Here is a 13468-nt window from a genome sequence, read left to right as displayed (position 1 = left end):
CATCGTCGCCCGGCCGAAGGAGCCGCCTGCTTGCCCAGATCCGCCGCCGCGACCCCCACCGGGGTCGACCGTGCCCCATCCGCACCGTCCGCCGCCGATTCCCCCCCGGTCGCGGCCTGCAGCGCGTCGACCAAGCTCGTCCGCGCCGTGCTGCGCGGGCTCTACGAGGGGGTCTACGTCCCCGGCCAGCGCCTCGTCGAACCGGACCTCATGGCCCAGTACGGGGTGAGCCGCAGCACCGTGCGTGAGAGCATCAAGCGCCTCGAGGCCGACGGCGTCGTCGAGGTACTGCCCTACCGCGGCGCGCAGATCCGCCGCCTCTCCAGCCAGGAGGCGCGCGACGCGCTCGCGGTGGTCGAGCTGTGCGTCGGCCTCGCGGCCCGCCAGGCGGCCGAGCGCATCGCCGACGGCGCCGACCGCACCGCCTTCGAGGACGCCTGGGCGCACCTCCAGGGCTTCCAGTCGGCCGACGAGAGCTTCGAGTTCGTGCGGGCCCGCAACCGCTTCTACCAGGCGATTACCCGCCTGTCGCAGAACCGGGAGCTGATGCGCATCGTGCCGAGCCTGCAGGTCCATATGATCCGCCGCTCCTACAAGGTCGCCGGCCCGGCCCGCTTCGCCTCCTACAAGGCGATGACCGACGCGATCCTCGCCGGCCAGCCGGCCGCCGCCGAGGACGCCGCCCGCGCCCATATGCGCAACATCGCCGCCGCCATCGCCGCCGAAGACGGCTGAGCGCGCGGCGGCAGCGCCGCGGCCGGGCCGGCGCATGGCTGCCGTTCGGGCGCGGCGTGCGGCCGCCGTTCGCGTCATGCGAACGAAGCGTGCTACCGGCTGGGCAGCCCCGCCTGCGAAAGACCCCGATGGACCTGACGTTTCCCTTCGCCGAGCCGCCCGCCCCCGGCACCGTGACGACCGTCGCGCCGGGCCTCCTGTGGGCCCGTCTGGCGCTCCCCTTCCGGCTCGATCACGTCAACGTCTACTTCCTGGAGGGGGACGACGGCTGGACGATCGTCGACACCGGCATCTCCAACAAGGCGACCGTCGCGGCCTGGGAGGCGCTGCTGGCCGGTCCCTTCCGTGGGGCGCGGTTCGCCGGCCTGATCGTCACCCATCACCACCCGGACCACATCGGCATGGCCGGCTGGCTGTGCGAGCGGCTGGAGATCCCGCTGCTGATGAGCCGCACGGCGTACCTCGCGTGCCTGACGCTGTTCAACTCGCCCGAGCTGCTGGCGGCCAGCGCCTACACCCGCTTCTACGTGCGCCACGGCATGGCCGAGGACCTCGCCGCGCTCGTGTCCACCATGGGGCACGATTATATGCGCATGCTCTCCAAGCCGCCCTTCACCTTTGAGCGCTTGCGCGCCGGGGACAGGCTGACGCTCGGCGGGCGGTCCTACGCCGTGATGAGCGGCGAGGGCCACGGTCCGGAGCAGCTGATGTTCCACGCCGCGGCCGACGGGCTCTTCCTCGCCGCCGACCAGGTGATCGAGAAGATCTCCCCCAACGTCTCGGTCACCGCGCTGGAGCCCCACGGCGACCCGCTGGGCGACTTCATCGCCTCGCAGCGCGAGATCGCGGCGACGATCCCGGACGATACGCTGGTGCTGGCCGGCCACCGCCTGCCCTTCTACGGCGCCGCCGCCCGCGCGACCGCCCTCGCCGCGCACCATGAGGAGCGCTGCGCGCGCATCGCGGACGCGGCGGACGAACGGCCCGTCTCCGCCGCGGACCTCATCCCGGTGCTGTTCGATCGCGCGCTCAGCCCGCACGAGACCAGCTTCGCCTTCAGCGAGATCCTCGCCCACCTCAACTACATGGCCGGCCGCGGCGACATCGCCTGGGAGACCGAGGGCGACAGGATGCGCGTGCGCCGCGCCTGAGGCGCCCGCTCACGCCGGCTGGAACATCGCCTCCGGCACCTCACGCGTCAGGCCGCCGGCCTTCAGCGGGGCGAGCATACCGGCGATCCGCGGCATCTCGGCGGCGTAGTAGTGGCGGCAGGTCCAGGTCGTCGCCTCGGCCTGCGCCGGGTCCACGTCCTGGCCGCCGGCCGCGAGCGTCATGTCGAGCCACAGCCAGCCGACGACGAGGTGGCCCATCGCCTCCAGGAAGGCCGTCGCGTCCGCCAGCACGACCGCCCGGTCGTCCCGCGCGATCGCCGCATCGACCACCCCCGCCACTTCGCCGGCCGCGTCGCGCAGCGCCGCCGCCATCGCGCCCAGCGCGGGGGCGGCGGCCGCGCGCGCGGCCGTCGCCTCGATCTCGGCGCGGAGCCCGGCGAAACCGGCGCCGCCGTCGCCCAGCACCTTGCGGCCCAGGAGGTCGATGCCCTGGATGCCGGTGGTGCCCTCGTGGATCGGGTTGAGGCGGTTGTCGCGGTAGAGCTGCTCGACGTCGAAGTCGCGGGTGTAGCCGTAGCCGCCGTGGACCTGGATCGCGTGATGGTTGGCGAGGAGCCCCTGCTCGGACGGCCACGACTTGACGATCGGCGTCAGCAGATCGAGGAGCGCGTGGGCGCGAGACCGCTCGGCCGCGTCCGTCGCCCCCCGCGCGACGTCCGCGAGCCGGGCCGCATAGAGGCAGAGCGCCAGCGAACCGGCGCCGATCGCCCGCTGCGCCAACAGCATGCGCCGCACGTCCGGGTGGCGCAGCAGCGGCACCGGGCGCGGCGCCTTGCGGTCCTCCAGCGGCCGGCCCTGGACGCGCTCGGCCGCATACTCGCAGGACAGCACATAACCCCGCCACGCCAGCGACGCCGCTCCGAGGCCGACGTTGATCCGCGCCTCGTTCATCATCTGGAACATGATCGCCAGGCCCTGCCCCGGCTCGCCCAGGAGCCAGCCCACCGCTCCCGCCGTGCCCAGCGGCCGATGGTGTGTCCCCTCGCCGAAGTTGATGAGGCAGTTGGGAATCCCCCGGTAGCCCATCTTGTGGTTCAGCCCGGCGACGACGACGTCGTTGCGCGCGCCGTCGAGCGCCGCCGGCAGCACCCGCGGGACAATGAAGAGGGAGATGCCCTTGGTGCCGGTCGGCAAGCTCCCGTCCGGATCGGCGATCTTGGCCAGCACGAGGTGGACGTTCTGCGCGGTGACGTCCTGCCCGCCGCCGGAGATCCACATCTTGCGCCCCGCCAACCGGTAGCGCGCGCCGATCGCGTCGTCGGTCTCGAACGTGGCCCGGGTGGTGATGTCGCCCAGCGAGGATCCGACGTCGGGCTCGGACAGGCACATGGTGCCGAGCGAGGTGCCCTCATGCTGCGGGGCGGCGAAGTGGTCCACCTGCGCCGGGGTGCCGGAGTCCGAGATCACGCGGGCGTTGGCGATCGTCAGCATCATGAACGCCGAGGCGGAGACGTTGGCCGCCATCATCTTCGCCAGCGCCACGCTCGCGACCGCCACCGGCAGTTGCATTCCGCCCCGTTCCGCGTCGACCGTGGCGAGTTGCAGGCCGGACGCCAGCCAGGTGCGCATCGCGTCCCGCAGATCCGGCTGCACCCGCACTTCGCCGTCCTGGTCGAGGCTCGGCTCCTCGCGGTCGGCGATCTTGTTGCAGGGGAGGAAATCGCTCGCGGCCATCCGCTCGGCGAGGTCGAGCACGGCGTCCCAGTCTTCGCGCGTCTGGCCCTCGAACCGGGGCAGCGTGGCGAGACGGTCGACCTGCAGCCAGTCGTAGAGCCAGAACTCGATCTCCCGGCGCGCGATCATCTCCATCGGGCCCCACCCTCCCTCGTCTCGTCTCGTCTCGACTCGTCTCGTCGCGCCACGCGGCGCCATCCGGTTGTTGCGTAAGGGGCCGCGCCTGTCACGCCCCCGCGTTCAGGACGGCGCCATCGCCCGCAGCGCCTGGGTCAGCTCCTCGGCGAAACGGGATGCGGCCACCGGGAGGGTGCGCCCGAGAAGCTGGCCCAGCAGCAGATGCCCCGGCGCGACGTCGGCCGGGTCGAGCGGGCGCACCGCCAGCCCCTGCGCCACGGCTCCGGTGAGGCCGATGGGGATCTCGAAGCCGACCGCCCGCTCGTGGGTGACGTACCGACGCATGAACTCGAAGCTGTCCGCCTCCACCACCGGCCGCAGCCGGCGCGACGTGCGGCGCAGCGCGACGTCCAGCAGATGGCGCACGCCGAACCGCGGCGATGGGACGACGTGCGGCACGTCGAGACAGTCGCGCAGGCGCAGCCGGGGCGCGCTCGCCAACGGATGGTCCTGCGCCATCACCGCGCAGACCGGCTGCGGGATCGCGCTCAGGATCTCGAAGTCGGCCATGTTCACCGGCTCGAACACCAGCGCCAGGTCCGCGGTGTAGTTCGACAATTCCGCCTCCGCCGCCGCCCGGTCGCGCACGCTGACCGAGAAGGTCACGCCCGGGTGGCGCGTGCGGTAGGCGGCGATGCGGTCCGGCAGATAAAACGGCGTCAGCGCCTGGCTGCACGCGATCGCCACATGGCCGCGCCGCACGCCGACGAGGTCGTCCACCTGCGTCCTGACCATGTGGAGGTCCGCCCGCTGCGCGCGGATGTGTTTGAGGATCAATTCGCCCGCCGCGTTGGGGCGCACCCCCTGGGGCAGCCGTTCGAAGATCGGTGTGCCGAACTCCTCCTCGAAGGCCTGGAGGCGGCGGTTGAGCGCGGAGGAGGTGAGGTTCATCACCTCGGCCGCCTTGCGGATCGACCCCGCCTTGGCGACGGCCTCGATCAGATCCAGCGTCAGCATGTGGCGCATGGCCGGGCTCCCTGTGCGCGTCATGCAGCACGGGAAGCAAACCTGCTGCCGCCTCGGCATCACCCCGCACGAAACATAGCAACAGCCTGAAACGCCGGCCCGCGGCATCCTCGTCACGAGGCTTGCATGCCTCCCGCTTGCCCGACCCGCACCGCGCCCGAGGAGATCGACCATGGCCCGCATCGTCGCCGAACCCTCCCCTCTCGCTTTCGACACCCCCCGGTCCGCCCTCGTCGTCATCGACATGCAGCGCGACTTCCTGGAGCCCGGCGGCTTCGGCGAGACGCTCGGCAACGACGTCTCGCTGCTCGCCGCCGCCGTCGGTCCCTGCCGGACGGCGCTGACGGCCGCCCGCGCGGCGGGAATGCTGGTGATCCACACCCGCGAAGGCCACCGGCCGGACCTTTCCGACGCGCCGCCGGCCAAGGTGGAGCGCGGCGCACCGTCCAAGCGGATCGGCGATTCGGGGCCGATGGGGCGCATCCTCATCCGCGGCGAACCGGGGCACGACATCGTCGACGCGCTGGCGCCGGCGCCCGGCGAGGTCGTGCTCGACAAGCCCGGCAAGGGCGCCTTCCACCAGACCGACCTCGCGCAGATCCTCGTCAATCGCGGGATCGACACGCTGTTCGTCGCCGGCGTGACCACCGAGGTCTGCGTCCACACCACCATCCGCGAGGGCAACGACCGCGGCTACCGCTGCGTCGCGCTGGGCGACGCCTGCGCGTCCTACTTTCCCGAGTTCCACCGTGTCGGCCTCGAGATGATCAAGGCCCAGGGCGGCATCTTCGGCTGGGTCTCCGACTCGGCCGCCTTCGCCGCCGCGCTCTCCCCCTCCGCCCGATCCAACGCCGCCTGACAGGAGATACGGTCATGGCCTCATCGACCTCGCCCGCCGCGCCGCGTCTGTGGACGCCCGACGACTGGAACGCCCTCTTCGGCCTCGGCACCAACGTCCTCGTCAACCTCCTCGTCATGACGGGGCTCTTGAAGTTCGTCGTCGGCCTGCCCGACGCGCTGACCTTCGGCCGCATCCTGCCTGCCGTGGGGCTGATGCTCTTCGCCGGCAACATCTATTACGCGTGGATGGCCTACAAGCTCGCCCGCAAGGAGGGGCGGGACACGGTCTGTGCGCTGCCCTCCGGGCCGTCGGTGCCGCACATGTTCATCGTGGTGTTCGTCATCATGATGCCGATCCTGGGGCAGACCGGGGATCCGGTGAAGGCGTGGGAGGCGGGGCTCGCCTGGGTGTTCATCCAGGGGTTCATCCTCATCGGCGGCGGCTTCGTCGCCCCGCTGATCCGGCGCATCACGCCGCGCGCGGCGCTGCTCGGGACGCTGGCCGGCGTCTCCATCGCATTCATCTCGATGAAGCCGGCGACCGAGATCTTCATGACCTCGATCATCGGCCTCACCTGCCTCGGCATCATCCTCGTCTCGTGGTTCGGGGGCGTGCGCTACCCCAAGGGGCTGCCGGCGGGTCTCGTCGCCATCGTGGTGGGCATGGTGATCGCCTGGGGCGCGACGGCGCTCGGCTTCCCCGAGATCGGCGGCATGAGCGCGGCGGCGCTGGGCGACGCCTTCACGAACTTCGGCGTCTCGATCCCGCTGCCGGCGGTCGGCCATGTGTTCTCCGGGTTCGAGTTCCTTGGCTTCATCCTCGTCACCGCGATCCCGTTCGGCGTCTACGACCTCGTCGAGGCGATGGACAACGTGGAGAGTGCGGAGGCGGCGGGCGACGAGTACTCCACCACCGAGGCACTCGCCGCGGAGGGCACCATCTCGCTCGTCGGCACGCTGTTCGGCTCGCCGTTCGCCAACGCGGTCTACATCGGCCATCCGGGGTGGAAGTCGATGGGCGGGCGGATCGGTTATTCGGCCGCGACCGGGCTCTTCGTGCTGGGGATCACCTGGTTCGGCATCCTGGCGGTGTTCCTCAACCTGGTGCCGGTGGTCGCGATCGCGCCGATCCTCCTCTACATCGGCATGCTGATCGGCGCGCAGGCGTTCCAGACCACTCCGATGGCCCACGCCCCGGCCATCGTCCTGGGCCTCGTGCCGCACCTCGCCGCCTGGGCGAAGACGCTGATCGACGGTGCGCTGGGCGCGGCCGGGGCCGAGGTGACGCCCGAGCTGATCGCCGGCATGGCCCAGGGCGGCGTCCTCTACGAGGGGCTCGGCGTGCTGGGCAACGGTGCCATCCTCACCGGGCTGGTGCTGGCCGCCGTCGGCGTCTTCATCATCGAGAAGAAGCTCGACATCGCGGCGGCGTTCGCCGGGGCGGGCGCCGTGCTGACCTTCTTCGGCTTCATGCACGGCGCATCGGTCGGGATCGCCGTCTCGCCGATGATCGCGCTCGCCTACGCGATGCTCGCCGGCTTCCTCGTGGCGGTGGCACGGCTGGAGGCGGGGCGCGAGTCGCTCGGCATCACGGCGCCGGTGGCCGCCGAATGACGGCGTTCGACCCCGAGGCCTATCTCGACGCCGCCGGCGCCGCGGTGGGCCTCACCATCGCCGACGCGCACCGGCCAGGGGTCGTGCGCTTCCTGGCGCTCGCGGCGCAGATGGCCGCCGCGCTCGAGACCGCGCCGCTCGATCCGCGCGAGCAGGCGCACGCCCCAGTCTACACGCCGCCGCGCATGCCGGACCGCCCCTCCGGCGCCGCGCCGCGCCGGAGCGCCCGGCCATGAACCTCGCCCCATTCACCTCCGCCGCCGCCATCGCCCGCGCGGTGCGCAGCGGCGAGACGACCGCCCGCGCCGTCGTCGAGGCGATGCTGGCGCGGATCGCGGCGGTGGACCCGGTGGTGAACGCCTACTCCGTCGTGACCGCCGAGCGCGCCCTCGCCCGCGCCGACGCGGTGGACGCGGGGCCGCGCGACGGCCCTCTCGCCGGCGTTCCCTTCGCGGTGAAGAACCTCTTCGACCTCGCCGGCCACACCACCCTCGCCGGCGCCGCCGTCACGCGAAGCGACCCACCCGCCACCCGCGACGCCGACCTCGTCGAAGCGCTGGAGGCGGCCGGCGCGATCTGCGTCGGCGCGCTGCACATGGGCGAGTTCGCCTACGACTTCACCGGCGAGAACGCCCACTACGGCCCCTGCCGCAACCCGCACGACCCGGCGCGCATGTCGGGTGGGTCGTCCTCCGGATCCGGTGCGGCGACGGCGGCGGGCATCGCCCCCGTCTCGCTGGGGTCGGACACCAACGGCTCCTTGCGCGTCCCCGCCTCGCTGTGCGGCGTCTTCAGCCTCAAGCCGACCTACGGGCGCCTGCCGCGCGGCGGCACCTACCCCTTCGTCGACAGCCTGGATCACCTCGGCCCCCTCGCCCGCACCGCCGAGGATCTCGCCCTCGCCTACGACGCCCTCGCCGCCGCGAGCGGCGCCCGCGATCACGCATTCGTTCGCCGACCGGCCGCGGCGCCGGCGGCGGAGCGGCGGACCGAGCGGATCGGCATCATGCGGGGATGGTTCGAGGACAATGCCGCCGCCGAGGCGAACGAGCGGCGCGACCGTGCGCTCACCGCCTTCCCCGATCACGTCGACGTGGCATTGGACGGCGCGGAGGCGGGCCGCGCCGCCGCCTATCTCGTCACCAATGCGGAGAGCGCGGCCTTCCACCTGCCGCGCCTGCGCGCCGCACCGGACGCCTTCGACCCCGACACGCGCGACCGTTTCCTCGCCGGCGCGCTCCTGCCCGCCGCCTGGATCGACCGGGCCCAGCGCGTGCGCCGCTGGTGGCTGGAGGCTGTGCTGCGAGCCTTCGCCGCCAGCGACGTCGACGTGATGCTCGCCCCGGCGACCCCCTTCACAGCCCCGGCCATCGGCCAGAAGACGTTGACGCTCGCCGGGCGGGAGGTGCCGCTGCGGCCCAACCTCGGCCTCCTCGCCCAGCCGTTCTCGTGCATCGGCCTGCCGGTCGCGACGGTCCCCGTCTTCGGCGCCGGCGAGCTACCGCTCGGCATGCAGCTGATCGCACGGCCCTGGGACGAAGGCGCCGTCCTTAGCGCAGCGGCCCGGCTGGAAGCGGCGGGCTTCACGGCCCACCCGCCCCGGATCGCCGCGCCGCGGCTGAGTTCGGTCGCCTGACGCCTGCGCCGCAGCGCCGGACCGGGCGGCGGCTTGCCCCCGCCGCCGCCTCCGTGCGGTGACGCACGTCAGCTCGCGGGTGTTCCTTGCGTGAGGAGCATCGTCTCCATCTCGGCGAGGGCGGTCGTCAGCTGCACCGCGAAGCGGGCCGAGGCGACCGGAAGGACGCGGCGGCGCATCTGGCCCAGCAGCAGGTGGCCGGCCGCGACGTCCCGCTCGCTCACCGGCCGCATGGCGAGGTCCCCGGCGTCCTCCGGCTTCAGGCCGATCGGGATCTGGAACCCGATCGCTCCCTCCTCCAGCACATAATGCCGCGCCAGCTCGAAGCTGTCGCACTCCACCACCGGCTTCAGCCCTTCGGACATCCGCTGCGTCGCGAGGTCGAGCAAGTGGCGCACGCCGATCGGCGCCGTCGGCACCACGTGCGGGTGGGCGAGACAGTCGCGCAGGCGCACCACCGGCTTGGCGGCGAGCGGGTGGTCCTTCGCCATCATCGCGTAGACCGGCTGCGGCACACTCGCCAGCACCTCGAAATCGGCGAGATAAAGCGGCTCGAACACCAAGGCGAGATCGCTCGAGAAGGTCACCAGCTCGCGCTCCGCCGCCATCCGGTCGCGCACATAGACCGAGAAGGTCACGCCGGGGTGATCCGCCCGGTAGCGCGCGATCTGCCGCGGTAGAAAGTAGGGCTGTAGCGCCTGGCTGCACGCGATCGACACATGCCCCCGCCGCACGCCCGACAGATCCGACACCTGGCGCTGCACACGGTCGAAGTCGGATCGCTGCATCCGATAGTGCTGCACCAGGAGCTCGCCCGCCGCATTCAGCCGCACACCGCGCGGCAGCCGCTCGAACACCTGGGCGCCGAACTCGTCCTCGAACCGCTGGATGCGGCGGTTCAGCGCCGACGATGTGATGTTGAGATCGTCCGCCGCCTTACGGATCGAGCCCGCCCGCGCGACGTCCTCGATCAGGCGGAAGGTCTCCAGATGCCGTGCCATTCCGAGCCTCTCCGAGAGTGCTGCATTTAATGAAGCGGAACAGTGAAAAACTAGCAATAGATGGCAGCGGTATTTCGGTGCACGCTCCTCACCGGGACGACATCACACCCCTGGTGAGGAGCCGCCGATGACCACGATTTCGAGACGATCCATCCTGAAGGGCGCGGGCGCGGGCATCGCCGCTTCCTCGCTGCCTTTCTCCGCCCTCTTCCCCGCGCACGCCGCGCCCGGCGGTGTCCTCGTCGCGGTGCATGGCGAGACCATCAACAGCCTCGACCTGCACCGCACCGGCACCAACCGGCCGAGCTACCAGATCGCGGTGAACTGCTACGACCGCCTCGTCGCCTTCGGCATCAAGACGCTGGAGGATGGGAGCCTCTCGTACGACTACGCCACCATCAAGCCGGACATCGCCGAGAGCTGGGAGGTGTCAGAGGACGGCACCGTCTACACGTTCAAGCTGCGCGACGACGTGACGTTCCAGGACGGCAAGCCGGTCACCGCGCACGACGTGAAGTGGTCGTTCGACCGTGCGGTGACGGTCGGCGGCTTCCCCACCGTGCAGATGAAGGCCGGCGGCCTGGACCGTCCGGACCAGTTCGAGGCGTTGGACGACCACACCTTCGTCATCACCCTCGACCGCGCATCCAAGCTCACCCTGCCGGACCTTGCCGTGCCGGTGCCGTTCATCCTCAACTCCGAGGTCGCCAAGGCCAACGCCACCGCGGACGACCCGTGGGCGCTGGAATACGTCCACAATCACACCATCGGCTCGGGCGCGTTCTCGGTGGTCCGGTGGGATCCGGGCCAGCAGCTCGTCTATGAGCGCAACGACAATTGGCACGGCGACCTGCCGGGCGTGACGCGGCTGATCCTGCGCGAGGTGCCGAGCCAGGCCACCCGGCGCGCGCTCATCGAGCGGGGCGACGTGCAGCTCTCCTTCAATATCCCCAACAAGGATGCCAAGGAGCTGGAGGACAAGGGCCTCGCCGTCTACTCGACGCCGATCGAGAACTCGATCCACGTCGTCGGCCTCAACACCGACTTCGAGCCGTTCACCGACCCGAACGTGCGCAAGGCGATCGCCTACGCGATCCCCTACGACGAGATCTTCCAGACCGCCGCCTATGGCCGCGGCATCCCCATGTGGGGCGGCCCGCAGGAGGTCACCAGCACCGAGTGGCCGCAGCCCTCGCCCTATGTCCACGACCTCGACAAGGCGCGCGAGTTCCTGGCGCAGTCGGGCTATGCGGACGGGTTCGAGGTGCCGTTCTCGATCGACCTCAACCAGGCCGACTGGATGGAGCCCACCGCGCTCCTCATCATCGAGAACCTCGCCAAGATCGGCATCACTTCCACGCTGGAGAAGATCCCCGGAGCCAATTGGCGCACCGCGTCGCTGGTCGAGAAGCGCCTCGCGTTGCACCTCGAAGGGTTCGGCGGCTGGCTGAACTACCCGGACTACTACTTCTTCTGGGCCTACCAGGACGGGCACCTCTTCAACTCGTCGAACTACAAGAACGACGAGATCGAGGCGCTGGTCGAGGAGACCTTGTTCCTCCCGACCAGCGACCCGGCGTGGGCGCCGAAGATCATGCGCATGTTCGAGATCGCCTTCGAGGACATCCCGCGCATCCCGCTGTGGCAGCCGGCACTCAACGTCGCCTCGAACGGTGCCGACGGCTATGCCTTCTGGTTCCACCGCCAGCTCGACGCGCGCACCCTGTCTCCGGCGAGCTCGTAAGGGGCGCGTGATGGAGCGGCTGAGACCGATACTGGTTCGGGTCGCCCAGGCGATCCCGGTCGTCATCGGCGTGGTGGTGATCAGCTTCGTGCTGACCCGCGCGCTGCCGGGCGACCCCGCGGTCTACTTCGCCGGCGCCGCCGCCGACGAAGCGTCGATTGCCGAGGTCCGCGCCGAGCTGGGCCTCGACCAGCCGCTCCCCGTTCAGTTCCTGTACTACGTGCAGGACCTCGCGACCGGCGATCTCGGTCGCTCCTTGTCCACCGGGCAGCCGGTTGCCGCCGATCTGGCGCGGCGGCTGCCCGCCTCGCTGGAGTTGACGCTCGTGGCGCTGCTGGTGTCGTGCCTCGTCGCGGTGCCGCTCGGCGTGCTGGCGGCGACCCGGCCGGGGTCGTGGGTCGACCACCTCTGCCGCGTGCTCGTCACCACCGGCGTCTCGATGCCGACCTTCTTCACCGGCATCCTGCTGATCTACGTCTTCTATTATCTCCTCGGCTGGGCACCCTCGCCGCTCGGCCGGCTCGACTTCATGTATCTCGAGCCCGACAAGGTGACCGGCTTCTTCCTGTTCGACGCGGCGCTCGCCCGCGACGGCGAAACCTTCATGGCCGCGCTGAAGCAGCTGGCATTGCCGGCGCTCACACTGGCGCTCTTCACCATGGCGCCGATCGCCCGGATGACCCGCGCGGCGATGCTCTCGGCACTTTCGTCCGACTTCATCCGCACCGCGCGCGCCGCCGGGCTGACGCGCACCAAGGTGCTCTACGGCTATGCGCTGCGCAACGCGCTGCTGCCGGTGGTGACGACGCTCGGCATGGTCTTCTCCTTCACGCTCGGCGCCAACGTGCTGGTGGAGAAGGTGTTCGCCTGGCCCGGCATCGGCTCCTACGCGGTCGAGGCGCTGGTCGCGTCCGACTACGCGGCCGTGCAGGGCTTCGTCCTCGCCATGGCGCTCCTTTTCGTCGCCCTCAACCTCGTGATCGACATCGTCTATGCGGCGATCGATCCGCGCATCGGGTTCGAAAGCAGATGAGTACCGTCGCCGCCGCCGCCGCCCCCGCCCGTCAATCGACGCTCGGTCACGTCGCCTACGTCCTGAAGGACAACCCGGTGACGATGCTCGCCTTCGCGATGTTCGCGCTGATCATCTTCGTCGCCGTCTTCGGTCCGGCGATCGCGCCCTACGACCCGCTCGCCTCCCACGCGGCCCGCGCGCTGGAGCCCCCCTCCTGGGACCACTGGTTCGGGACCGACAATCTGGGACGCGACGTCTTCAGCCGCGTCCTCGTCGCCACCCGGCTCGACCTCACGATCTCGGTCGCGGCGGTCGCCCTGTCGTTCGTCGCAGGCTCCGTCCTGGGGTCGGCGGCGGGCTACTGGGGCGGGTGGCTGGACGCGGGCCTGTCGCGCTTCCTCGACATCATCATGGCCTTCCCGCTCTTCGTGCTGGCGATGGGCATCGTCGCGGCGATGGGCAACACGGTCGAGAACATCATCTACGCGACCGCGGTCATCAACCTGCCCTTCTATGCCCGCGTGGTGCGCGCGGAGGTCAACATCCGCCGCAACGCCGGTTTCGCGCAGGCCGCCAAGCTCTCCGGCAACTCGGACGTGCGGGTGCTGGCCTTGCACATCTTCCCCAACGCGCTGCCGCCGATGATGGTGCAGATCTCGCTGAACCTCGGCTGGGCGATCCTCAACGCGGCGGGCCTCTCGTTCATCGGCCTCGGCGTGCGGCCGCCGACGCCCGAGTGGGGCATCATGGTCGCCGAGGGCGCCAACTTCATCGTCTCCGGCGAATGGTGGCTGGCCTTCTTCCCCGGCCTCGCCCTCGTCGTCGCCGTCTTCACCTTCAACCTCCTGGGCGACGGTCTTCGCGACATGGTCGACCCCCGGCGAAGGACGTGAC

At 70.9% G+C, this 13468-nt stretch carries 12 protein-coding genes; 9 read left to right on the top strand and 3 right to left on the bottom strand.

Features of this window, described 5'->3' with window-relative positions; all coding sequences use genetic code 11:
• Positions 1 to 30: 30 nt before the first annotated feature.
• Together MRB58_RS14820 and MRB58_RS14815 are read left to right on the top strand one after the other, a co-directional pair.
• Entirely contained in the window at positions 31 to 735 is a 705-nt protein-coding gene (locus MRB58_RS14820) for a GntR family transcriptional regulator (protein ID WP_244777898.1), read from the top strand.
• A gap of 128 nt (positions 736 to 863) precedes the next feature.
• Entirely contained in the window at positions 864 to 1886 is a 1023-nt protein-coding gene (locus MRB58_RS14815; protein ID WP_244777897.1) for an MBL fold metallo-hydrolase, read from the top strand.
• Between the two features lie 9 nt (positions 1887 to 1895).
• Here MRB58_RS14815 and MRB58_RS14810 read toward each other — a convergent pair whose 3' ends face one another.
• A complete protein-coding gene (locus tag MRB58_RS14810) occupies positions 1896 to 3716 on the bottom strand; it encodes an acyl-CoA dehydrogenase (protein WP_244777896.1) in 1821 nt (606 codons plus the stop codon).
• Between the two features lie 105 nt (positions 3717 to 3821).
• Positions 3822 to 4724 (bottom strand): LysR family transcriptional regulator, encoded by a 903-nt coding sequence (locus tag MRB58_RS14805; protein WP_244777895.1) that lies wholly within the window; start codon positions 4722 to 4724, stop codon positions 3822 to 3824.
• A gap of 172 nt (positions 4725 to 4896) precedes the next feature.
• On the opposite strand from MRB58_RS14805, the gene MRB58_RS14800 reads away from it, so the two are divergent.
• The 4 genes from MRB58_RS14800 to MRB58_RS14785 are packed head-to-tail and all read left to right on the top strand — an operon-like array spanning position 4897 to position 8814.
• Positions 4897 to 5583: a cysteine hydrolase family protein gene (locus MRB58_RS14800; protein WP_244777894.1), complete on the top strand. Its 687-nt coding sequence runs from the start codon at positions 4897 to 4899 to the stop codon at positions 5581 to 5583.
• Positions 5584 to 5597: 14 nt separating this feature from the next.
• Positions 5598 to 7178, top strand: a complete 1581-nt coding sequence (locus MRB58_RS14795; RefSeq protein WP_244777893.1) for a regulator — start codon at positions 5598 to 5600, stop codon at positions 7176 to 7178.
• A complete protein-coding gene (locus MRB58_RS14790; RefSeq protein WP_244777892.1) occupies positions 7175 to 7414 on the top strand; it encodes an AtzG-like protein in 240 nt (79 codons plus the stop codon). The genes MRB58_RS14795 and MRB58_RS14790 overlap by 4 nt, the downstream gene beginning before the upstream one ends.
• Positions 7411 to 8814 (top strand): AtzE family amidohydrolase, encoded by a 1404-nt coding sequence (locus tag MRB58_RS14785; protein ID WP_244777891.1) that lies wholly within the window; start codon positions 7411 to 7413, stop codon positions 8812 to 8814. The genes MRB58_RS14790 and MRB58_RS14785 overlap by 4 nt, the downstream gene beginning before the upstream one ends.
• Positions 8815 to 8882: 68 nt before the next feature.
• Here the strand turns inward: MRB58_RS14785 and MRB58_RS14780 are convergent, their stop codons facing one another.
• Positions 8883 to 9815: a LysR family transcriptional regulator gene (locus MRB58_RS14780; RefSeq protein WP_244777890.1), complete on the bottom strand. Its 933-nt coding sequence runs from the start codon at positions 9813 to 9815 to the stop codon at positions 8883 to 8885.
• Between the two features lie 127 nt (positions 9816 to 9942).
• Between MRB58_RS14780 and MRB58_RS14775 the strand changes: the two genes are divergently transcribed.
• Genes MRB58_RS14775 through MRB58_RS14765 form a run of 3 tightly spaced genes read left to right on the top strand, consistent with a single transcriptional unit; the run spans position 9943 to position 13467 of the window.
• The gene (locus MRB58_RS14775; protein WP_244777889.1) at positions 9943 to 11559 is read left to right on the top strand and encodes an ABC transporter substrate-binding protein; all 1617 of its coding nucleotides are present in this window, start codon (positions 9943 to 9945) and stop codon (positions 11557 to 11559) included.
• A 10-nt stretch (positions 11560 to 11569) separates the two neighbouring features.
• Positions 11570 to 12592, top strand: a complete 1023-nt coding sequence (locus MRB58_RS14770) for an ABC transporter permease (RefSeq protein ID WP_244777888.1) — start codon at positions 11570 to 11572, stop codon at positions 12590 to 12592.
• On the top strand, positions 12589 to 13467 hold the full coding sequence (locus MRB58_RS14765; protein ID WP_244777887.1) for an ABC transporter permease: 879 nt from the start codon (positions 12589 to 12591) through the stop codon (positions 13465 to 13467). Before MRB58_RS14770 ends, MRB58_RS14765 begins: the two co-directional genes overlap by 4 nt.
• Position 13468: the final 1 nt, after the last annotated feature.

Source organism: Acuticoccus sp. I52.16.1 (assembly GCF_022865125.1).
Taxonomy (GTDB): domain Bacteria; phylum Pseudomonadota; class Alphaproteobacteria; order Rhizobiales; family Amorphaceae; genus Acuticoccus.
Note: the sequence above shows the minus strand (reverse complement) of the source record. Positions and strands in the feature narration are given on the sequence as shown.

What these genes read in the sequence shown, in the direction of transcription:
- MRB58_RS14815 (WP_244777897.1), top strand. Translation starts at nt 864, where the DNA reads ATGGACCTGACGTTTCCCTTCGCCGAGCCGCCCGCCCCCGGCACCGTG.
- MRB58_RS14810 (WP_244777896.1), bottom strand. Translation starts at nt 3,716, where the DNA reads ATGGAGATGATCGCGCGCCGGGAGATCGAGTTCTGGCTCTACGACTGG.
- MRB58_RS14805 (WP_244777895.1), bottom strand. Translation starts at nt 4,724, where the DNA reads ATGCGCCACATGCTGACGCTGGATCTGATCGAGGCCGTCGCCAAGGCG.
- MRB58_RS14800 (WP_244777894.1), top strand. Translation starts at nt 4,897, where the DNA reads ATGGCCCGCATCGTCGCCGAACCCTCCCCTCTCGCTTTCGACACCCCC.
- MRB58_RS14795 (WP_244777893.1), top strand. Translation starts at nt 5,598, where the DNA reads ATGGCCTCATCGACCTCGCCCGCCGCGCCGCGTCTGTGGACGCCCGAC.
- MRB58_RS14790 (WP_244777892.1), top strand. Translation starts at nt 7,175, where the DNA reads ATGACGGCGTTCGACCCCGAGGCCTATCTCGACGCCGCCGGCGCCGCG.
- MRB58_RS14785 (WP_244777891.1), top strand. Translation starts at nt 7,411, where the DNA reads ATGAACCTCGCCCCATTCACCTCCGCCGCCGCCATCGCCCGCGCGGTG.
- MRB58_RS14780 (WP_244777890.1), bottom strand. Translation starts at nt 9,815, where the DNA reads ATGGCACGGCATCTGGAGACCTTCCGCCTGATCGAGGACGTCGCGCGG.
- MRB58_RS14775 (WP_244777889.1), top strand. Translation starts at nt 9,943, where the DNA reads ATGACCACGATTTCGAGACGATCCATCCTGAAGGGCGCGGGCGCGGGC.
- MRB58_RS14770 (WP_244777888.1), top strand. Translation starts at nt 11,570, where the DNA reads ATGGAGCGGCTGAGACCGATACTGGTTCGGGTCGCCCAGGCGATCCCG.
- MRB58_RS14765 (WP_244777887.1), top strand. Translation starts at nt 12,589, where the DNA reads ATGAGTACCGTCGCCGCCGCCGCCGCCCCCGCCCGTCAATCGACGCTC.